The organism is Arthrobacter sp. 05T47, assembly GCF_056395825.1.
Genome location: NZ_JBFTKG010000017.1, coordinates 65655 through 86470, shown reverse-complemented (window position 1 = coordinate 86470; position 20816 = coordinate 65655). Strand labels below are relative to the sequence as shown.

Annotated in this window: 21 protein-coding genes and 2 tRNA genes; 2 read left to right on the top strand and 21 right to left on the bottom strand. The window is 67.3% G+C overall.

The features are described from left to right. Window positions 1–726: aldehyde dehydrogenase family protein (locus AC1DEY_RS13510; RefSeq protein WP_476868367.1), on the bottom strand; the 726-nt coding region annotated here is incomplete at its 3' end. Between the two features lie 98 nt (window positions 727–824). On the opposite strand from AC1DEY_RS13510, the gene AC1DEY_RS13505 reads away from it, so the two are divergent. Beyond that, the gene (locus tag AC1DEY_RS13505; protein WP_441408772.1) at window positions 825–1331 is read left to right on the top strand and encodes a DUF2004 domain-containing protein; all 507 of its coding nucleotides are present in this window, start codon (window positions 825–827) and stop codon (window positions 1329–1331) included. 157 nt (window positions 1332–1488) lie between these two features. Here AC1DEY_RS13505 and metE read toward each other — a convergent pair whose 3' ends face one another. Continuing rightward, window positions 1489–3822, bottom strand: coding sequence for a 5-methyltetrahydropteroyltriglutamate--homocysteine S-methyltransferase (gene metE, locus AC1DEY_RS13500; protein WP_476868366.1), 2334 nt, complete (start codon window positions 3820–3822; stop codon window positions 1489–1491). Between the two features lie 46 nt (window positions 3823–3868). After that, window positions 3869–4885, bottom strand: a complete 1017-nt coding sequence (locus AC1DEY_RS13495; RefSeq protein ID WP_476868365.1) for a methylenetetrahydrofolate reductase — start codon at window positions 4883–4885, stop codon at window positions 3869–3871. Between the two features lie 442 nt (window positions 4886–5327). Here AC1DEY_RS13495 and AC1DEY_RS13490 point away from each other — a divergent pair, with 442 nt between their 5' ends. Then, a complete protein-coding gene (locus AC1DEY_RS13490) occupies window positions 5328–5525 on the top strand; it encodes a hypothetical protein (protein WP_441408769.1) in 198 nt (65 codons plus the stop codon). A gap of 37 nt (window positions 5526–5562) precedes the next feature. Here the strand turns inward: AC1DEY_RS13490 and AC1DEY_RS13485 are convergent, their stop codons facing one another. From AC1DEY_RS13485 to rplU, 18 genes are all read right to left on the bottom strand, one after another. Then, entirely contained in the window at window positions 5563–6765 is a 1203-nt protein-coding gene (locus AC1DEY_RS13485) for an ROK family transcriptional regulator (RefSeq protein ID WP_476868364.1), read from the bottom strand. A gap of 156 nt (window positions 6766–6921) precedes the next feature. Next, window positions 6922–8082: a class I SAM-dependent methyltransferase gene (locus tag AC1DEY_RS13480; RefSeq protein ID WP_476868363.1), complete on the bottom strand. Its 1161-nt coding sequence runs from the start codon at window positions 8080–8082 to the stop codon at window positions 6922–6924. Between the two features lie 102 nt (window positions 8083–8184). Then, the gene (locus AC1DEY_RS13475; protein ID WP_476868369.1) at window positions 8185–9300 is read right to left on the bottom strand and encodes an NAD(P)-binding domain-containing protein; all 1116 of its coding nucleotides are present in this window, start codon (window positions 9298–9300) and stop codon (window positions 8185–8187) included. A gap of 61 nt (window positions 9301–9361) precedes the next feature. Further along, window positions 9362–9742, bottom strand: coding sequence for a zinc ribbon domain-containing protein YjdM (locus tag AC1DEY_RS13470; RefSeq protein WP_476868362.1), 381 nt, complete (start codon window positions 9740–9742; stop codon window positions 9362–9364). A 59-nt stretch (window positions 9743–9801) separates the two neighbouring features. After that, window positions 9802–10629, bottom strand: a complete 828-nt coding sequence (locus AC1DEY_RS13465) for an amino acid ABC transporter ATP-binding protein (protein WP_476868361.1) — start codon at window positions 10627–10629, stop codon at window positions 9802–9804. Further along, window positions 10616–11281 (bottom strand): amino acid ABC transporter permease, encoded by a 666-nt coding sequence (locus AC1DEY_RS13460; RefSeq protein WP_441408763.1) that lies wholly within the window; start codon window positions 11279–11281, stop codon window positions 10616–10618. Before AC1DEY_RS13460 ends, AC1DEY_RS13465 begins: the two co-directional genes overlap by 14 nt. Before the next feature lie 36 nt (window positions 11282–11317). Further along, window positions 11318–12139: an amino acid ABC transporter substrate-binding protein gene (locus AC1DEY_RS13455; RefSeq protein ID WP_476868360.1), complete on the bottom strand. Its 822-nt coding sequence runs from the start codon at window positions 12137–12139 to the stop codon at window positions 11318–11320. 220 nt (window positions 12140–12359) lie between these two features. After that, window positions 12360–12435, bottom strand: a tRNA-Ala gene (locus AC1DEY_RS13450). 188 nt (window positions 12436–12623) lie between these two features. After that, window positions 12624–12696 (bottom strand) — tRNA-Ala (locus AC1DEY_RS13445). A gap of 155 nt (window positions 12697–12851) precedes the next feature. Next, the gene (rsfS, locus tag AC1DEY_RS13440) at window positions 12852–13253 is read right to left on the bottom strand and encodes a ribosome silencing factor (RefSeq protein WP_441408761.1); all 402 of its coding nucleotides are present in this window, start codon (window positions 13251–13253) and stop codon (window positions 12852–12854) included. Between the two features lie 182 nt (window positions 13254–13435). Next, entirely contained in the window at window positions 13436–14680 is a 1245-nt protein-coding gene (locus AC1DEY_RS13435) for a hypothetical protein (protein ID WP_476868359.1), read from the bottom strand. 7 nt (window positions 14681–14687) lie between these two features. After that, entirely contained in the window at window positions 14688–15362 is a 675-nt protein-coding gene (nadD, locus tag AC1DEY_RS13430) for a nicotinate-nucleotide adenylyltransferase (RefSeq protein WP_476868358.1), read from the bottom strand. Window positions 15363–15375: 13 nt separating this feature from the next. Beyond that, window positions 15376–15615 (bottom strand): hypothetical protein, encoded by a 240-nt coding sequence (locus tag AC1DEY_RS13425; RefSeq protein ID WP_441408759.1) that lies wholly within the window; start codon window positions 15613–15615, stop codon window positions 15376–15378. A gap of 80 nt (window positions 15616–15695) precedes the next feature. Continuing rightward, window positions 15696–17069 (bottom strand): glutamate-5-semialdehyde dehydrogenase, encoded by a 1374-nt coding sequence (locus tag AC1DEY_RS13420; RefSeq protein ID WP_476868357.1) that lies wholly within the window; start codon window positions 17067–17069, stop codon window positions 15696–15698. A gap of 26 nt (window positions 17070–17095) precedes the next feature. Continuing rightward, window positions 17096–18283, bottom strand: coding sequence for a glutamate 5-kinase (gene proB / locus AC1DEY_RS13415; protein ID WP_476868356.1), 1188 nt, complete (start codon window positions 18281–18283; stop codon window positions 17096–17098). Beyond that, the gene (gene obgE / locus AC1DEY_RS13410) at window positions 18273–19862 is read right to left on the bottom strand and encodes a GTPase ObgE (RefSeq protein ID WP_476868355.1); all 1590 of its coding nucleotides are present in this window, start codon (window positions 19860–19862) and stop codon (window positions 18273–18275) included. Before obgE ends, proB begins: the two co-directional genes overlap by 11 nt. 116 nt (window positions 19863–19978) lie before the next feature. Further along, a complete protein-coding gene (rpmA, locus tag AC1DEY_RS13405) occupies window positions 19979–20242 on the bottom strand; it encodes a 50S ribosomal protein L27 (RefSeq protein ID WP_009372867.1) in 264 nt (87 codons plus the stop codon). Window positions 20243–20303: 61 nt separating this feature from the next. Beyond that, window positions 20304–20612: a 50S ribosomal protein L21 gene (gene rplU / locus AC1DEY_RS13400; RefSeq protein ID WP_018773353.1), complete on the bottom strand. Its 309-nt coding sequence runs from the start codon at window positions 20610–20612 to the stop codon at window positions 20304–20306. Between the last annotated feature and the right edge of the window lie 204 nt (window positions 20613–20816).

Here is a 20816-nt window from a genome sequence, read left to right as displayed (position 1 = left end):
GGTTTGCCCGGCGTTCATGAACCGGCCCCAGGCGATCCGCTTGGCCGCCGCGGCCAGGTCCGCGGACACATCGACGTAGGCCGGGGACTTGCCGCCGAGCTCCAGCGTCACGGGGGTCAGGTGCTCGGCCGCGGCGCGCATCACCACCTTGGCCGCGGCCTCTCCCCCGGTGAAGAAGATGTGGTCGAAGCGTTCGGCCAGCAGCGCCGAAGTCTCCGGGATGCCGCCCTCAACCACCTCGGCGGCGCCGGGGAGGTATTCGGGAATCCACCGGGCAAGCGCGGCCGAGGTGGCCGGGGCGTGTTCACTTGGCTTGAGCACCACGGTGTTCCCGGCGGCCAGGGCGCCGGCCAGCGGGGCGAGCAGCAGCTGCACCGGGTAATTCCACGGCCCGATCACCAGCACCACGCCCAGCGGGGTGAGCTCTGTCCAGGCCCGGGCCGGCTGCACCGTGAGCGGCACCGGCACGCGGCGGGGCCGCAGCCACTCTTCCAGGTGCCGCTCCATGTGGGCCGCCTCGGCGTCGACAAACCCGATCTCAGACAGTTGCGCCTCGGTGTGGTGCTTGCCGAGGTCGAGCGCCAGGGCCTCGGCGAGGGCCGCCTGCTGTTCCGCAAGCATGCGCCGCAGGCCGCGCAATCGATCCAGCCGCCAGGTCAGCGGACGKGTGGACCCGGCGTCGAACACGRCCCGGGCACGGAGAACGGGTGAGGTTACATGCTGCATCCGATCAATGTACAGTCACACCGCACCYGGCCGGTCYGGAAGCGGATAAAACCTTTCCAACGCTGGAATGGTCCGGTTTTCAGGACTATGTTGAAGGTATGAACAAGGTAGCGAGCAAGCACTTCGGCGAGGTCGAGCTCAACCACGGAAGGGACCATAATCTGACCGCCACGCATGAGCTGGCGGGCCAGACCGTGGAGCTTGACCTGAACGTCAACGCGCATGACCACTTCGACGAAGCCGCCATGCATAAAGTTGACTACCGCTTGCGCTTCCTGCCCGAACTCGTGGACCAGGTCCGCGAAATGATCGCCGAGGAACTGGACCAGGAAGGCACCAGCCCGCAGGAGTACCGCCACTTCCATTGCAACGCGATCAAGGAAGAACACCTCAAGAAGGTCTTCGGCGTTGAGAACAAGAGCCAGCTGACCGACGAGGTCTTCCTCAAGGCGCTCAAGCTGGGCCATGTGGGCATCTACCCCGGCCAGCCGGAACGCTATTTCGTCCTCGACTTCACGCTGGGCCAGCACTTCACCGACGAGGTGCTCGTCGCTTCGGCAGATGAGGACGGCGTCGTGGACGACGAAATCCTCTGGGAGTCCTGACTCGGAATCCATCGATTGCTCCACAGGTGCCCTTTTGAGAGCTCAAAACGGCACCTGCTCAGCAATCGATGACTAAGAACGTACGACGCCGGCCGGCCACCTTGCGAGGTGACCGGCCGGCGTCGTATGTGGTGAAGCGGATTAGTTCAGCTGCGTGCTACTTGGCGGCTTCGAGCAGTTCGGCGCGGACCGTCCTGGTGGCCGTGACCAGGTTGCGCAGGGACTCCTCGGTCTCGGCGTAGCCGCGGGTCTTCAGGCCGCAGTCCGGGTTGACCCAGAGCTGGCGGGACGGGACGTGCTTGACGGCGGTGCTGAGCAGCTCGGTGACTTCCTGCTCGCCCGGGACGCGGGGCGAGTGGATGTCGTAGACGCCCGGGCCCACGCCGCGGCCGAAGCCGTGGGACTCGAGGTCGTGGACAACCTCCATGCGGGAGCGTGCCGCCTCGATCGAGGTGACGTCGGCGTCGAGGCCGTCGATCGCGTCGATGATGGCGCCGAACTCGGAGTAGCACAGGTGCGTGTGGACCTGGGTGGCGTCCGCGGCGCCGGCGGTGGAGAGGCGGAAGGACTTCACGGACCAGTCCAGGTARGCGGCCTGGTCTGCCTTGCGCAGCGGCAGGAGCTCGCGCAGGGCGGGCTCGTCSACCTGGATGACCTTGATGCCGGCGGCTTCGAGGTCGGCGATCTCGTCGCGGAGRGCCAGGGCCACCTGGTTGGCGGTCTCGCCGAGCGGCTGGTCATCGCGGACGAAGGACCAGGCGAGGATGGTGACCGGKCCGGTGAGCATGCCCTTCATCGGCTTGTTGGTCAGGGACTGCGCGTACTTGGCCCATTCCACCGTGATCGGGGCGCTGCGGGTGACATCGCCCCACAGGATGGACGGGCGKGTGCAGCGCGAGCCGTAGGACTGGACCCAGCCGTGCACSGTGACGTCGAAGCCTTCGAGGTTCTCGGCGAAGTACTGGACCATGTCGTTGCGCTCRGGCTCGCCGTGGACCAGGACGTCGAAGCCGAGCTCTTCCTGCAGCTCCACAACGCGCTTGATCTCTTCCTTCATGAGCTGTTCGTACTGCTCCGTGGTGAGGTCGCCGCGGTTGGCGCGGGCCCGGGCGGTGCGGATTTCCGAGGTCTGCGGGAAGGAYCCGATGGTGGTGGTGGGCAGCGGCGGCAGGTGCAGSGCCTTCTCCTGGGCTGCCTCGCGSACSGCGTAGGCSGAGCGGTTGAAGTCGGCGTCGGTCAGGGCGGCRGTGCGGGCCCGGACGTCGCCGCGGCGGACGCCCTCGGCCTCGGCGCGGGAGGCGATGACGCGGGYGGCCTCGTCGATGGCSGGCTGGACGGCCGCCGGATCGGTCAGCAGGCCGGCGAGGGTGACAACYTCAACGGCCTTCTGGTCGGCGAASGCGAGCCAGCTGCGCAGCTGCTCGGAGAGCTGGACTTCCTCGTCGACGTCGTGCGGGACGTGCTGGGTRGAGGTCGAGGTGCTGATGGCCAGCKTGGCCACCGACTTCTTCAGTTCGGCGATCTTSKCSGCGGAGGCGGCGAGGTCGTTGCGCCAGATGTTGTGGCCGTCCACGACGCCGGCGACGAGGGTCTTGTTGCCCAGCGCGGCCAGGGCGGCGGCGGAGGGGACMYCGCCCTTGAAGACGTCCAGGTGCAGGGCGTCGATGCCGGTGGCGGCGAGGGTGCCGAGCTGGCCGTTGAGCGCGCCGTACGGGGTGGAGACGAACAGCTGCGGGCGCTGGGCCGCGGCGGCGAGGGCCTCGTAGGARCGGGCGACGGCGGCCTGGATTTCCACGGCCGGGGTGTCCTGGTCCACCACGAGGGCGGGCTCGTCGAGCTGGACCCAGCTGGCGCCGGCGGCGGCGAGCTTCTGAAGCAGTGCGGTATAGACCGGGAGGATGTCCTCGAGGCGGGACAGCGGGCTGAAGCCGGCCGGGGCGTCGTCGGAGGCCTTGCTCAGCAGCAGGAAGGTGACCGGACCGACGATGTAGGGGCGGGTCTCCACACCGTTGGCGAGGGCGTACGCGAATTCCTCGACGATCCGGTTGGAGGTCAGCGCGAAGTTGGTCTCCGGGCCGATTTCCGGCACGAGGTAGTGGTAGTTGGTGTCGAACCACTTGGTCATTTCCAGCGGCTGCTGGTCCTTGTTGCCGCGGGCCAGGGTGAAGTAGCCGTCGATGTCGAGCTGCCCCTCAGCGTTGAGGAGGTTCCCGAAGCGGGCCGGCACGGCGCCGAGGTGGGCGGCGGCGTCCAGGACCTGGTCRTAGTAGGAGAAGGTGCCGGGAACKGCGGCGGCCTCGCTCAGGCCCAGGCCCTGCAGGCGCTTGGCGGTGCCGAGCTGGATTTCCTTGGCGGCRGCGTCCAGGGCTGCGGCGTCGATCTTGCCGGCCCAGTAGGCYTCGACGGCCTTCTTGAGTTCGCGGCGGCGGCCGATGCGSGGGTAGCCCAGGATCGAGGCGGACGGGAAGGGGGTGGTGAGCTGTTCAGTCATGGGGAGTCCTTGAGTTGTCGTTGACAGATGACGAAGGTGGGGGTGCTCAGCTGGCGAGCTGGGCGCCGGCGGCAGGACGGGAGGCGTTGATGCGGCCGGCGCCCTGCCGGTTGCCGCTGTGCCGGTTGCCGCTGTTCTTGTTGCCGCTGCGCGGCCGGGGCAAAGCAAGTTTGTCCAGCACGTCCAGGGCGGCGGCGTGCTCGTTGAACGTGTACAGGTGGATGCCGGGGGCGCCGGCKGCCAGTGCGGCGTTGGCGAGGTCAACCGTGGCGCTCACGCCGATCCGGGTCCGCTCGGCGTCGGTATCGGCGGCCGCGAGGCGTTCGATGAGTTCCGGTGCCGGTTCCACRCCGGTCAATTSGCCGAGCCGCGCGAGCCGCCGGAGGCTGGTCAGCGGCATGACYCCGGGAATGATCGGGATGGTCACCCCGGCCCGGCGTGCCCGGGTCAGGAGGTCCGCGTACTGCTCGGTGTGGAAGAAGACCTGRGTGATGGCGAAGTCGGCACCGGAGCGCTGTTTGGCCAGCAGGACCTCGACGTCGTGCGCCTCACTCGGGGATTCCGGGTGCCGGGTSGGGTAGGCGGCGACGCCGACCGCGACCCGGCCGGCGCACAGCAGTGCCGAGCGGCGCTGTTCCACGCGGCGGATAAGTTCGATCAGGTCCTGGGCGTACCGGAGCGATCCCGGCGGCGGGGTYGCGCCGTCCTTGGGCAGGTCGCCGCGCAGGGCGAGGATGCCGCGGACGCCGACGTCGAGCAGTTCACCGATGATCTCCGCCAGTTCCTCCGGGGAGTTCCCGACGCAGGTCAGGTGGGCCAGGGGCCGCAGCGTCGTTTCCTGCACGAGCCTGTTGATGAGGTCGACGGCGGTGCTGCGGTTGGAACCGTTGGACCCGTAGGTCACGGACACATAGTCCGGGTCGGTGGCTTCSAGTTCGCCRATGGTGGTCCAGAGGGATTCCGCRGCYGCGGGCGACCGCGGCGGGAACAGCTCATAGGACAGCGCAACAGGGGCCGCGCCGGCAAGATTGGGATGGGTATCGATAAGACTTGGTGGTGACATTTGCGTCCTTGGCTGTGAACACTGATCTCAGGTGACCGGGACCCGGATGACCGGGAACAGAAACGGAAACACTGCCGTCAGTGAATTGAGTTGGGGAACACGGAGGGAACTTCAACAGGGCGCAGCCGCGACTGGTACGCCCGAAAAGCGAAGTTGTCCGTGAGCAAATGTCAGGCCCACATGGGGGCACCCACACCCTCCTGGACCGCCCGTGRAATTTTCCAAGGGCGACCTTCAGCGGAGGATCGCTGACACGTTACTGAGGTAACTTGTTTAGAACTCTAAGGCCCGGCCGCGGCGCCCTTCAAGTCYGTCCCCGAATTAAGACGCACCTTTACGGCCGTTTGYGATSCCCGGCAGAATAATGTTCGCCCGGCGGGGCCTTTTTYGGCCGGYGCCGGCTGCTCTCCCCATCGCCCCCGGTCAGGGCTATCCTGTTGCAATGATCCAGCTTCCAGCCAGCTATCAGGAATACCTCGCCGGCAAGAGCGAGAGTTTCATCAACACAGTCCGGCCCATCCTCATGCAGTCGGCCGCAGACCAGCTGCACGGGGTCCGGATCCTCGTGCTTCCCCATGGCCACCAGGCGCATCTGGATGACACCATCCCGTACGGGACGGTGGTTGAGGACATCGACTGACGCCGGCTGGTCCTACCGGTCSSGCCTAGTCCCCCGCCTAGTCCCCCAGGAGCAGCCGCTGCGACTTCGGCGCCAGCGTGTGTTCGAGCACCAGGCAGGCCGCACCAACGGCGCCCACGTCCTCGCCCACGCCTGTGCCCACCACTTCGATCCCRTGGATCTTCCGCGTGGCACTGTTCGCTTCCACCAGGGCAGGGATCAGTTCCAGATAGGCCTCTGACAGGCACGTCCAGAACGGGCCCCCGAACACCACACGGTCCACGTCCAGGGCATTGGTGACGGCCGAGACCGCACGGGCAACGAGMACRGCGGAGCGGCGAATGATYTCCCTGGCCTCAWCGTTGCCSGCATCGGCGATGCGGCACAGCTCSGCAAAGCGCTCCTGGACCGCCGGTGCGCTCCTGTCCTGGAGCGAGCCGTCCAGSACCCCGGCCGCCTCGGCCTGCGCCACGAGGACCTGCGGAATGGCGGAGGACTTCACGCAGCCGTGCTGCCCGCAGTCACAGAGGGCGCCGCCGGGGTCCACGATGATGTGCCCGATTTCCCCGGCGTTGCCCGAAGTYCCGCGGACCACCTCGTCGTTGAGGACGATCCCGCAGCCGATCCCGGTCCCCATRTACATGAAGACAAAGCTGCCCTCGCCGCTGGGGCCGCCGGCCCAGGTTTCGGCCACGGCTGCGCTGGTCACGTCCTTGTCCATCAGGGTGGACAGGCCCGTGGCCTCCGCGAGGGCGTCCCGCAGCCCCACATGGTCCCACCCCGGCAGGAGSGGCGGGTCCACGACGGCGCCCTCGTTCAGGTCGATGGGGCCCGGCGACGCCACCCCCAGCCCGGCGATCCGTTCCGGGTCCACCCCGGAGTCCGTGATGAGCCTCTTGATTTCGTCCGCGATGGTGTCGATGACCGYGCGSGGGTCGGTACCGGGCGGRGTGGAGATCCGCGAGTGCCTGACGACGGCGCCGAGCAGGTCCAGCAGGACAAACGTCAGTACAGCGGGGTCCAAGTGGACGCCTACSGCATACATCCCSGCCGGGTTCAGCCGGAGCATGGTCCKTGGTTTGCCCGGGCCGGTGCCTTCCTTGCCWGCCTCGACGATCAGGCGCTGGTCCAGCAGGCGGCGGGAAATRTTGGAGATGGTCTGCGGRGAAAGTCCGACGATCTGGGCGAGCTCCACGCGGCTCAGGCCGCCCGGGGTGCGGCGGATGGCGTCCAGGATGACGGTGAGGTTGAAATCACCCATCTTCGGTAGGTTGGTCCCTCGCCTCGGCGAGGGTTGCCGGAACTCGGTCACTGATACCTCTAAACGTCTTTGGCCACGCACAGCAGTTGTCAGAATCGTACGTTACGTGCAGGCGTGCGCCCACACTTGTGCTTTACAGACACTATGTTTCACCTTTTACGGCCGCCGGGTGCTGGTTGTCACGGTGAATTTCGGATTCCTGCCGGCCTCGCGCGTGGGCCCGATCAGGCGTTCGAGTGCCGGCCGGTAGTGCAGGTGGCTGTTGAACACGGTCCAGAGTTCMCCGCCGGGGGCAAGCACCCTGCCGGCGGCTTCGATCARCTTGATCCCGGCGCCGGAGTGGACGGCCGCCTCCAGATGGAAGGGCGGGTTGAGCAGGATCAGGTCCGCGCTGGCGTCCGGCAGGGAGCTCATGGCGTCGTCCTGGAGCACCTCGATCCGGCTGTCCAGGCCGTTTGCGCGGGCCGTGGCGAGGGCCGAGTCGACGGCGGCCGCRGACCGGTCGGTGGCGGTGACGCGGGCGCCGGGGTTGGCGCGGGCGTACGTCGCGGCGAGGATTCCGGTGCCGCAGCCCAGGTCCACGGCATGGGTGGCGKGCGGCATCCGGGGCAGGAAGTCGAGCAGGAACCGGGTCCCGATGTCCAGCCCGGTGCCGGCGAAGACGGCGCCCCGGGCGCAGACGGCGAGCCCCAGTTCCTCATTGACCTCCGTGACCGGGAAGGGAGGTTCGGTCGGGACCTGCTTGGGGCGCCGGGCCAGCAGGAGCCGTGATTTCTGCCGGGCCAGTTGCGGCTGGACGTCCTCGAAGTAGCGCGCCAGCACGGCGTTCATGCCCAGGCTCATGTGTTTGACGCGTCCGCCCGCCAGCACGACGACGTCGGGCGCCGCGTRGCGGGCCACGGCGTCGGCGATTTCCTCCAGTTCSGCCAGGGAGCGGGGCAACTGGAGCAGTACCAGGGAGGCCCCCGCCAGCAGGCCGGCGCCCAGCGGGAGGTTTTCATAGCCCGTGTCGATGGCCAGGGCCTCGGCGTTGGCCCGCAGCGCCCGTTCACCGGTGATGAGGTCCTGGTGGACCCGGACGGGCTGCGCCCCGAGCGTCTCGTCCCCCAGCGTTAGTGCTCCGAGCGTCAGGGCACCATACCGGTCCCCCACCACTGCGAGCCGTCCGCCGGGCTGAAGCAGGCCGGCCGAGTGCATCTCAAGGGCGGTCTCSAGCAGGAGCCGGTCGGTGGCGTCCCAGGCCTGCAGGTTGGCGGCCTCGACATCCGGGAATCTTCTCAGCCGGGCAAAGAGGGAATCGAAGCTGGTGTCCGCCACGCGCGTTGTGCCGCCGTTCTGTTCGGGCTTGGTTCATGGGCCGAGGAGGCCGGGTGGCCGGACTCAGCGGTGTTGCAGTGCTGCGTTTTACGCTTTCCTACGTTATCCCGGACCGGCCAGCAGCGCGACGATCCCCGCGACGGCGGCCCGGCCGGCACGGTTGGCGCCGATGGTGGAGGATGAGGGTCCGTAGCCGACCAGGTGGACCCGCGGCTCGGCCGCGACCTGCGTGCCTTYCATCGCGATGCCGCCGCCGGGTCCGCGCAGGTGCAACGGGGCGAGGTGTTCGAGTTCGGCCCGGAATCCSGTGGCCCACAGGATTGCCCCGGCTGGAAGGAAGCTGCCGTCGGCCAACCGGACGCCGYCGGGCTCGATCGCGGTGAACATGGGGTGCCGGTCCAGGACGCCGCGCGCCGCGGCGGCGCGCAGGGCCGGGGTCCAGACAAGCCCCGTGACCGAGACGACGCTTTGCGGCGGGAGGCCCTGGCGCACCCGGTCCTCGACAAGGGCGACGGCGTCGTGGCCCGCCTGCCGGTCGAAGSCAGCCTCGCGCCAGRCCGGTTCCCGGCGGGTGAACCAGGAGGTGCTGGTGACCTGGGAGATTTCGTCRAGCAGCCCGACGGCCGAGATCCCGCCGCCGACCACGAYGACATGCAGGCCACGGAATTCCTCGGCGGAGACGTAGTCGGCGACGTGCAGCTGTCGGCCGTGGAAGCTGGCCTGGCCCGGATAGATGGGCCAGAACGGCCGGGTCCAGGTGCCGGTCGCGTTGATCACGGCGCGGGCCGACCAGCCGCCGTCGGACGTTGTGATGTTCAGCCGCCCGGCGGGRTTCCCGTCYTCCCGGCTCACCGACCGTACTTTCACGGGCCGCTGWATCGCGAGGCCAAGATCGTGTTCATATCCGCCGAAATAGCGGGTGAGGAAACTGGAGCTGGCCTCGGCGGGGTCCACKGCGGGCTGCGGGATTCCCGGGAGGTCGCTGATGCCGTTCACCGTGGCCATGAGCAGGCTCTTCCAGCGGTGGCGCCAGGCCCCGCCGGGGCCGTCCTCGGCGTCGAGCACGATGTACGTCCCCGCKGGCCGGTCCCCCGCKGCCGGCYGSCCTGCTGCGCCCGGCCGCATAGTGCCGGCCCCGACGGCGCCGGCGGCGATGAAGCCGCGGCGCTGCAGGTGGTAGGCCGCCGACAGTCCTGCCTGGCCGGCGCCRACCACCACGACGTCGGCCAGCCGCACCGGTTCCRCAGTCGCCGTCTCCGCAGTCACGGCCTGCCCCCGGTCAGATCTTTTTGACGACGCTGGACTTGAGCTGCATGGGGCCCACGCCATCGACCTTGCAGTCGATGTCGTGGTCGCCCACGCCGTTGACCAGSCGGATGCCGCGGACCTTGGTGCCGACCTTGATGACCGTGGAGCTGCCCTTGATTTTCAGGTCCTTGACCACGGTGACGGTGTCGCCGTCGGCGAGGACGTTTCCAACGGCATCCTTAATAACGGGGTCGGCGTCTGCYCCTGCATCCGGGCCGTCGSCGWCGGAGTCTTTGTCAGTTTCCGCGGATGCGGACCATTCGTGCGCGCACTCCGGGCAGACCAGGAGKGCCCCCATTTCGTASGTGTATTCGCTGGARCATTCGGGGCACGGGGGCAGGGTGTCGTTCACCCGCCCAAGTTTAGTCGCCGCGTTTGCTTCCCTRTATTCGCTTGGCGCTGGCCGTTGMCCTAGAACGGGTTCAGCAGGCGGTCCACGAACTGCCGGGTGCGTTCCTCCCGGGGGTCACGCAGCACGGTGTCCGGGTGGCCGCGTTCGACCACCACGCCGCCGTCCATGAAGATGACTTCGTCGGCCACCTGGCGGGCGAACGCCAGCTCGTGGGTGACCACCACCATGGTCCAGCCTTCGTCCGCGAGTTCCTTGATGACGGCCAGGACCTCTCCCACCAGTTCGGGGTCCAGCGCCGARGTKGGCTCGTCGAACAGCAGCAGTTGCGGGCGCAGGGCAAGGGCCCGCACGATCCCCACACGCTGCTGCTGGCCGCCGGAGAGCTCGAAGGGATAGCTGTTCTCCTTGCCGGCCAGGCCGACGCGGGCCAGCAGGTCCCGGGCCTCCTGGACAGCCTCCGCCTTGGGCCGCTTCTGCACCTGGACCGGGCCTTCGATCACGTTCTCGAGGACGGTTTTGTGCGGGAAGAGGTTGTAGTGCTGGAACACCATGGCGCTGCGGTCCCGCAGGGCGAGCACCTGCTTCTTCGCCACCGGCGTGGAAAAGTCGACGGTCAGTTGCCCCGCGAATTCGGCGACGCCGGCGTCGGGCACTTCGAGCCCGTTCAGGCACCGCAGGACTGTCGTCTTGCCTGATCCGGAGGGCCCGATCAGCGTGACCACCTCGCCGCGRCGGACCTCGAGGTCAATGGATTTCAGCACTTCATGCTGGCCGAAGGCCTTTTTCAGGCCCCTGACGGTCAGCAGTGCGTCCGCCGGAACAGCAGCCTCCGGAACGGCGGCGTCAGGCAGCGGGGGCTGCGTGGGAGGGAGCTCAGTGGGCGACATAGCGGTCCAATCTCTTCTCCAAGGCGGACTGTCCGCTGGCAAGGACGAGGCAGATGATCCAGTAGATGACYGCCGCCTCGAGGTACAGCAGCATGAATTCCTGGCTGAACGCGGCCACCTGCTGCGCCACGCGGAACAGTTCCGTGACGAGGATCAGGGAGGCCAACGAGGTGTCCTTGACCAGGCTGATGAAGGTGTTGGACAGCGGCGGGACTGAGACCCGYGCGGCCTGCGGCAGGATGATCCGCACCAGGGTCTGGTGGCGGGACATCCCGATGGTGTGSCCGGCCTCCCATTGCCCCTTGGGCACGGACAGGATGGCCGCCCGGATGACCTCWGCGGCATAGCCGCCSACATTCAGGGAGAAGGCGATGATGGCGCTGGGCCAGGGRCTGATGGTGATGCCGATGGACGGCAGCCCGTAGAAGATGACGAACAGCTGGACCAGCAGCGGGGTCCCSCGGATGACGGAGATGTAGATCCGCGCCACCGCGGAGACCAGGCGGTTGCGGCTCAGCCGCATGAGGGCGACCACCAGGGCCAGCAGCAGGCCCAGGCCGAAGGATGCCAGCGCCAAMGGGATGGTGCCGGTGATCGCACCCGCCAGGAGGGGGCCCAGTGAGGACCASACGAGTTCCCAGTTGATATTCATGCCGGGACGCTGCGTCCCTCGGCGGCTTCCACAGGGCTACTTCGAGACGTCGGCGTCGAAGTACTTCTGCGAGATCTTCGTCAGCGTGCCGTCGGCYGCCAGCTCGCCGAGGGCCTTGCTGATGGCGTCGGTGAGGCTSGTCGAGCCCTTGCGCAGGGCGAACGCGCTCAGCGACTTGTCAGTGGTTTCGGCGGCAATCTTGATGCCGGTGTCGTGGTCCGTCTTCTGGTAGTCCAGGTACGTCAGCTTGTCATTGATGGTTGCATCCACACGGCCCTGCTTGAGCAGCGTGATCGCCTGCGCCCARCCCTCCACGGCCTCGACGTTTGCGCCGCTCTGCTGCGCCAGTTTGTACCAGTTGCTGGTCAGKGACTGTGCGGTGGTCTTGCCCTTCAGGCTGTCGAAGGAGCTGATGTCGTTGTTGTCAGCCTTGGTGACGACGACGCCGGTGCTCACCGTGTAGGGGGTGGAGAAGTCGTACTTCGCCTTGCGCTCGTCCGTRATGGAWACCTGGTTTGCGACGACGTCGAAGCGTTTGGCGTCGAGGCCGGCGAAGATGGCGTCGAACTGCGTTTCCTGGAAGGACGGCTTGACGCCCAGCTTCTCGGCCACGGCGTTGATGATCTCCACGTCGTAGCCGGTCAGKTCACCGCTGCCGTTGGCGTGGAACGTGAACGGCCGGTASGTGCCTTCCGTGCCGACCTTGAGCACACCCGCACTCTTGACGTCGCTGAGGGACGTGTCCGCGCCGGCGGCGGGCGCCGAACTGGCAGGTGTGGTGGACGCGGAGCCGCAGCCTGCCAGRGCGAGTCCTGCTGCCGCAATGAGGCCGATAACGGAAAGTCGAGTGCGCTTCATGATGGTCCTTAGTCGTGGAGCCGGAAATGGCCTTCCAGCTAAGCCGCGTGGCGGCTCTCTCCTAGCGACGATAGCAAGGTCCCGCCCGGGGTGCAGAGCTTAAATGACAGTTTGTGACGTCCAGTCATGAGACAGTCTTGACGGCTGCGCCAWMCGCAGTCCCGCRCTCCTGCGCAGGGTACGAAAAAGGGAACCACCGCCAAGCGGTGATTCCCTTTCGTGGTGGAGCTGAGGGGACTCGAACCCCTGACCCCCTGCATGCCATGCAGGTGCGCTACCAGCTGCGCCACAGCCCCTCATTTGCCCTGGAAGTTTTGTCTTCCCTGAAGCAACCTGTCTAGCTTAAACCACAAACCGCGTTCGCGCTAATCGGCGCGCCGGCCGGTCAAATTTGTGGCCCGCACCCCCACCGGGGAACACCCGCTCCCCCCGTTCCGGGCAAAAAAAATCCGCCGGAATCTTTCGATTCCGGCGGATCATCCGGTGGAGCTGAGGGGACTCGAACCCCTGACCCCCTGCATGCCATGCAGGTGCGCTACCAGCTGCGCCACAGCCCCGAATTTTCGCTGCTCCGAGCACGTCTACTGACGCGYAAAGTTCCGGTCTTTCGTTCGGATCTCTCCGAAGCAACTCAAATATCTTAGACCAGCCATTCCGAAAATTCCAAATCGGGCATATTCGCCCCGATCGGGCTGGCCAGTGCGCCGCGTTGCTACTCGGTGTCGGTGCTGGCGGTGGCCTTGGCGGAGGCGTCGTCACCGAGCTGCAGGTCAACGACGGGGCAGTCCTTCCAGAGTCGCTCGAGGGCGTAGAAGACGCGGTCTTCCTCGTGCTGGACGTGGATGACCACGTTCGAGTAGTCCAGCAGCACCCAGCGGCCGCCGGAACGGCCCTCGCGGCGGACGGGCTTCTGGTCAAACTTGGAGAGTTCGTCCTCGATGCCGTCCACGATCGCGTTGACCTGGCGTTCGCTCGGCGCCGAGGCGATCAGGAAGACGTCGGCCAGKGCCAGCCGTTCGCTGACGTCCAGGGCCACGATGTCTTCGGCGAGCTTCTCCGAGGCAGCGCGGGCTGCGTGGCGGGCGGTAATGATGGATGAATCGGTTGCAGACACGGGACTCCTTGTAGTGATGAAAACCTGGTAATGAAAAAYCTAGTGATGAARATTCATGGTCATGAAACTAAAACCTGGGCTGGSAAGCCGTAGGTGAAATGCTCCGCCAGGTATCGGCCCAACGGCTGGGGTGCCACTTCCCGTGCTATTCGACGGTGAAGATTCGACGCCCATGTGGTGGCCTAGCGGGCCAGCMYGGTGACGATCAGTGTGATGCCGGCGATGAGGGCGACGACCCCCAACGCCAGGACGCCGAGCTGGAGCAAGCGCAGGCGCCGTGCCCGGCCCAGTCCGGCGGTAGCGGCGTCCAGGGGATCCAGTCCATACGCGGAATTCGCTGCAACGGGTTCCCCGCCAACGAGGGCCTCGTCGGTCCCGCTCGCGGAAATCGCCGGAACGCCGGTTGGCCGCGCCTTTCCGGCTTTGGCGGCTGCTTCCGCCCGGGCCAGGACACCGCTCTTGCCGAAGGCAGAACCCGTTGCAGAACCGGCGGCTGAACCCGCAGCAGGACCTGCGGGCCGCTGGCGGGACAGGCCGGGGCGCCGTCCGCCGGGTTTCCGTGTCGTATCCACCCGGGGACCCGGGTTGGTGACGACCGGAACATACGACGTGGCAGGGCGCTTCATGACGGGCCGCTCCACGCCGGGAACCTTCTCAAATTCCAGGGGTGTGACCATGGCCAGGTTATTGGCCGTGGTGGGATCATTGCGGGGCACTGCGGGCTGGCTGTTTTGCTCGGCGAGCTTCTGCTTGGCGGCCGCGCGGCGGTTCAGCACCGCGGCGCGCTCGGCCAGGGCGATCTGCTCGGCCAGGACGGCCGGATCGACGGCGTCGGGATCCGTCGCCGCGATGTGCTCCATCTTGGCCACTTGGTTCTTGGCCTGCTCGGCGAGCAGTTCCCGCGCGGCCAGTGCCTGCTCCACGCTCATGCCCTCGGGCGTCTTCCCGCCCGGGCCGACGCCGTCGGGACCCGCCGTGGGAGCCTTTGCTGCCGCGGCGCCTGACACGGCCGGGGCAGGGGCTGAGTCCTTTTGGGCCGGGTTATTTTGGGCTGGGGAAACCACCGGGTTGGCCCTGGTCCGCGGGGACACCGGGACAATGGTGTTGGCCTGGGTGGCGGGGGCGGTTTCGGTCGCCAGCTCCAGAAGCCGCAGCTGGCGACGGGTGGGCGGCCCTCCCTGCGCCAGTTGGCCTTCCTTCTCAGCGAGCTCCTTGATGGTGCGCAGCGTGGCCCGGTCCCGCGCGCGGACCTGGGAGGACCGCTCGGCACCGCCAGGCACAGAATCCACGGGAGCGTCGGCAACACGACGGCTCCGGCCGGTGATTTCGGCCTCGGTCGGCTCGCCCGGTCCCGCAGTATCCAGGCGTTCATCTCTGGCCTGTCGCAATTCGCGGCGGCTGCGGATGGGAGGCTGTTCCTGACTCATGGCAAACTCATTCAGTGCTGGCTGGTTGGGTAATCTCGAAGGCTGGATCGTGCTGTGCCGGGTCAAATCCTGCCGCGTCGGGGCTCGAGTGGTACAGGCCGTACTTTGCGATGTACTGGACCACTCCGTCCGGAACGAGGTACCAGACAGGATTGCCTTCGGCCACCCTGGTGCGGCAGTCCGTGGAGGAAATGGCCATGGCCGGGACCTCCAGGAGGCTGACATCCTTGCGGCCCATACCGTCCAGGACGTGGCCTGGCCGGGTGACGCCCACAAAGTGCGCGAGCGACCACAGTTCGTCGATGTCTTTCCAGGACAAAATCTGTGCCAGCGCGTCCGCGCCGGTGATGAAGAAGAGGTCGGCGTCCGGGCGCAGCGTGCGGAGGTCGCGCAGCGTGTCGATCGTGTAGGTCGGTCCCGGCCGGTCCACGTCCACCCTGCTGACGGTAAAGCGGGGGTTCGAAGCCGTGGCAATGACGGTCATCAGATACCGGTGCTCGGCTTCGCTGACTTTCTTGGCCGACTTCTGCCAGGGCTGGCCGGTGGGCACAAACACGACTTCGTCGAGGTCGAACTTGGCCGCGACCTCACTGGCCGCGACAAGGTGTCCGTGGTGGATGGGATCGAACGTGCCGCCCATCACACCCAGACGCAGGCGGCGCTGGGCGCCGCGCTGCCTCATGGTGGCGGAAATATTAGTGACCTTGGCTGTGATCGTGCTTGTTCGGGTGCTGGCGGTGCGGATCCGAGTGTTCCTCGACGGCCACGTGGCGCCTGCCCAGGTTGGAGTAGGACAGCGTGATCAACAACAGGACCACCAGGATCGCGAACATGGTTCCGCCAATGACAAACGGCGGTGCAATGAGCGGCGCGAGTTCCTCGTGGCCCGATTCGCCGGCGGCGGCGACGAAAGTGGCGATCTGCTGCGACAGCATGTTCTCCCCTAATGAGTTCAAAATTTGACGACGGCGGAGGTGTCCGCCGTTCCGGTCTTCCGTTCCATGTTACAGCGTTGCTAGCCCCGGATCTGGCCCTCGCCCTGCACGATCCACTTGGTCGTGGTCAGTTCCGTCAGCCCCATGGGGCCGCGGGCGTGAAGTTTTTGGGTGGAAATCCCCACCTCGGCGCCGAGTCCGAGCTCGCCGCCGTCGGTGAAGCGGGTGGAGGCGTTCACGATCACGGCGGCCGAATCGATCTCGGCGATGAAGCGCTCTGCGTTGGCGAGGTCGTTGGTCAGGATCGCCTCGGTGTGGCCCGTGGACCACTTGCGGATGTGCCGGACGGCCTCGTCCAGGCTGTCCACCATGGCCACGGCCAGGTCCAGGTTCATGTATTCGGTGGCCCAGTCTTCGTCGGTGGCCGGCACCGAGGGGATCGAGGCCGGCAGCGCGGCGCGGACGCGCTGGTCCACGTGCAGGGTGACCCCGGCAGCCCGCAGCGCGGCGGCGATGGCGGGCAGGACGGTGGACTTGGAGTGCACCAGCAGCGTTTCGACCGTGTTGCAGACGCTGGGCCGCTGGGTCTTGGCGTTGAGGAGGATGTCGACGGCCATGTCCTCGCTGGCGGACGCGTCCACGAAGATGTGGACATTGCCCTCGCCGGTTTCGATGACCGGTACGGAGGAGTTCGTCACCACGGTCTGGATCAGGTCGCGCCCGCCGCGGGGAATGAGCACGTCCACCCGGCCGCGCGCCCGCATCAGGGCGTTGGCGCCCTCGCGGCCGTACTGGTCAACGGTCTGGACGGCGTCGGCGGGCAGGCCCACCGATTCCAGGGCGTCCCGGAGGATGGTGATGAGGGCGGCGTTGGTGGCCGCGGCGGCGGATCCGCCGCGCAGGATGACGGCGTTGCCGCTCTTGAGGGCCAGGCCGGCAATGTCGACCGTGACATTCGGGCGTGCCTCGTAGATCGCGGCCACCACGCCCATGGGCACGTTGATCTGGCGGAGGCGCAGCCCGTTGGGCAGGGTCTGGCCCCGCACGACGTTCCCGACGGGGTCCGGCAGGGTGGCAAGGTTTTCCAGGGCCGCGGCGAGGGCCGTGATGCGCGGATCGGTCAGCGTCAGGCGGTCCAGGAGGGCGGCGCTGGTTCCGGCGGCCCGGCCGGCTTCGACGTCCTTGGCGTTGGCGGCCAGGATCTGGTGCTTGTGCTCCACGAGCGCCTTGCCGATGGCGCGCAGGCCACGGTCCTTCCAGGCCCGGTTCGCGTGCGCCATCTTTCGGGCTGCGTGGCGCGAGCGGTCAGCGATCGCATGGACGGCAGCTTCGATGTCCGTGGCCGTGGCCGGCGTTTGCGCCGGATCCGGCGCCGCGAAACCCTCGGCGGGCACAGGATTGCCAGCGGGGATAGCGTCAGCGGGCACGGCAGCGGAAGTCAGGGCCTCAGTCATGCTTCCAGTTTAGGCGTCCAGTGGACCTAGACCAGCACCAGATCGTCAACATGAACAACTTCGCGGTCATATCCGCGGCCCAGTGCTTTGCCCAGCTCCCGCGTGGAACGGCCCAGCATCTGGGGCAGCTCGGCGGCGGAATAGTTGACCAACCCGCGCGCAATCACGGTGTTGTCCAGCGAGACCATCTCCACGGCGTCGCCGGCCTCGAAGTCGCCCTTCACCTCGGCAATCCCGGCCGGCAGCAGCGAGGTGCGGCGGTCACGGACGGCCTGGACCGCGCCGTCGTCGAGCACCAGCGTGCCCCGGACGGACGCCAGGTGGGCCAGCCACAGGAGCCGGATCGGCTTGCGGGCGCCGTTGACGGAAAACCACGTGCCCACGTCCTCGCCCGCCAGCGCAGCAGCCGCGTTGGCCGTGGACGTGACCAGGGCGTGGATGCCCGAACCCGCGGCGATGGTGGCGGCTTCGACCTTGGTGACCATTCCGCCGGTGCCCACCCCGGCTTTTCCGGTGCTGCCGATCGAGACGCCGTCGAGGTCGTGGGGACCCGAGACGTGCGGGATCCGTTTGGCCCCGTGCGACGGCGGGCCGTCGTACAGGGAGTCGACGTCGGAGAGCAGCACGAGCGCGTCGGCGCGGACCAGGTGGGCCACAAGGGCCGCGAGGCGGTCGTTGTCGCCAAAGCGGATCTCATGGGTGGCCACGGTGTCGTTTTCGTTGACCACTGGAACGACGCCGAGGTTCAGCAGGCGGTCCAGGGCGCGGAACGCGTTGGTGTGCTGGCTGCGGCGCATGAAGTCATCCGCGGTCAGGAGCACCTGGCTGACGGTGACCCCGTGCGCCCCGAAGGCGTGGGTGTAGCGGGCCATCAGCAGGCCCTGGCCGACGCTCGCCGCGGCCTGCTGGGTGGCGAGGTCGCGGGGGCGCTTCTCGAGCCCCAGCGGGGCCAGGCCGGCGGCGATCGCACCGGAGGACACCAGGATGATTTCCGTGCCGGCGTTGCGTTTGTGCGCCAGCGCGTCCGCGAGGCCGGTCAGGGCCTCTTCGGAGATTCCGCCCTTGATGGAGGTCAGCGAGGACGAGCCGACTTTGACGACGATCCTGCGGGCCCCGGACAGCGCGGTGCGGTCGGGGGCGCTGCGCGTGTGGGCGCTGATGTTTTGGGCCTTGAGCGGCTGTGACCGGTGCTCGACGACGGTCTTACTCGTCATCTTCTGCGCCCAGTCCACTCTCCTTGAGCGGCTGCCGAACCCGGCGGCCGCTGACGGATTCGGTCCAGATGCCGGCTTTGCGTTCGGCTTCGAGCTCGGCGCGGGCGGCTGCCTTGGCGTCGCGGCGCTCCTGCTGTTCGTCGCGCTTCTGGCCACGCGTCGGGCGGTCGCCGATGTCGGCGAAGCGCACGTCGGTGCCGCGCGGCGAGGCGAGCAGTTCGGCGCCGGCCATCATGGTCGGCTCCCAGTCGAAGACGACGCCGTCGTCATCGCCGATGACCACCATGTCGCCGGGCTTGGCGCCCTGCTTGAACAGCTCATTCTCGACGCCCAGCTTGGCCAGCCGATCGGCGAGGTAGCCGATCGCTTCCTCGTTGGTGAAGTCGGTCTGCTTGACCCAGCGCACGGGCTTCTCGCCCTGGACGCGGAAGAGCGGCTCGAGGCCCTTTTCCTCGCGGCGGATAGTGAAGCCGGTCTCGTTGACGGCGCGGGGGCGCAGGACGGGGGCCGCCACCTTCGGCGGGGTCGCGGCGACGGCGTCGCGGGCGGCCTGGACGATTTCGGCCATGGCGAAGCCGAGCTGGCGGAGGCCCTCGTGGCTCGTCGCGGAGATTTCGAAGACCTTGTAGCCGCGGGATTCCAGTTCCGGACGGACGAACTCGGCCATGTCCTTGCCGTCGGGCAGGTCCACCTTGTTCAGGGCGACCAGCCGGGGGCGGTGGTTCAGCGGAACGACTTCGCCGTCGGCGCCGCTGTAGCTCATGTCCACGGCGTACTTCTCCAGCTCGGCCTCGATGATGGAGAGGTCGGAGAGGGGATCGCGGTCCGATTCGAGCGTGCCGCAGTCCAGCACGTGCACGAGTGCGGCGCAGCGCTCTACGTGGCGCAGGAAGTGGTGGCCCAGGCCCTTGCCCTCGCTGGCGCCCTCGATCAGGCCCGGGACGTCGGCAATGGTGAAGCGGATCTCGCCGGCCTGGACGACGCCCAGGTTCGGGATCAGGGTGGTGAAGGGGTAATCGGCGATCTTGGGCCGGGCCGCCGACATCGCGGCGATCAGGCTCGACTTGCCGGCGGAGGGGAAGCCCACGAGCGCGATGTCAGCGATGGACTTCAGTTCCAGGACGACGTCGCTGGATTCGCCCTCKATGCCGAGCAGCGCGAAGCCGGGGGCGCGGCGCTTCTGGGAGGACAGTGCCGCGTTGCCGAGGCCACCGATGCCGCCGGCCGCCGCGATGTATTCGTCGCCTTCTCCCACGAGGTCGGCGAGGACTTCGCCGGACTTGGACTTCACCACGGTGCCCACAGGCACCGGAAGGATCAGGGTTTCGCCGTTCTTGCCTCCGCGCCAGTCACCCATGCCGGGGCCGCCATTGGTGGCGTGCCGGTGGGGGGCGTGGTGGTAGTCGAGCAGGGTGGTGGTCTGCGAGTCGACGCGCAGGATGACGTCGCCGCCGTTGCCGCCGTTGCCGCCGTCGGGACCGCCGAGGGGCTTGAACTTCTCCCGGTGAACGGAGACACAGCCGTGGCCGCCGGTACCGCCGGATACGTGCAGTACTACCCGGTCTACAAAGCTCGCCACGTAAATCTCCTCAGTGCTGTTCCCCGGACCCCCAAGAGGCCCAAGATGATTGTAATGCGGTTAAAACACCGGTGGAGCGGACCTAATGGCCCGCTCCACCGATTTAGAACTTATTGCTACTCTGCAGCTGCAGCAGCCACGATGTTCACAACGCGACGACCACGGCGGGTGCCGAACTCGACAGCACCGGGGGTCAGGGCGAACAGGGTGTCGTCCCCGCCGCGGCCGACGCCGGCGCCCGGGTGGAAGTGGGTGCCGCGCTGGCGGACGATGATCTCGCCTGCGGAAACTACCTGGCCACCGAAGCGCTTGACGCCGAGGTACTGGGCGTTGGAGTCACGACCGTTGCGAGTGGAACTCGCGCCTTTTTTATGTGCCATTTGAAATGCCTGCCTTCAAAAATTCTGGGAAATCTGCTGGAACCTGAACAGTAACGAAGGGTTACTTGATACCGGTGATCTTGACCTTGGTCAATTCCTGACGGTGACCCTGGCGCTTCTTGTAACCGGTCTTGTTCTTGAACTTCTGGATGACGATCTTCGGACCACGGAGGTCTTCGAGGATCTCAGCCGTAACCGTTACCTTGGCCAGGTCCGCAGCAGCAGACGTGACTTTGTCACCGTCCACCAGGAGCAGTGCGGGCAACTCAAAGGTGCTGCCGGCTCCACCGGGGACGCGGTTCAGGGTAACGAAGTCTCCAACGGAAACCTTCTCTTGGCGGCCGCCTGCGCGGACAATCGCGTACACCACTGGGGAACTCACTTCTCTCGACGTTTATTACTAGATTTGCGTGCGGAACCTGGGGCCAAATTGTTTGGACCGGCTCACGCTGTGCCTCAACGCCGGTGGATTCCCCGGGGGAACCCATGAGCTATCCCCGGAACAAATCCAGTTGAAATTCCAAACGGACAGTTCTCAGGGTCATAACCCAAGTGTTGGCGTAAGCACCGAAGA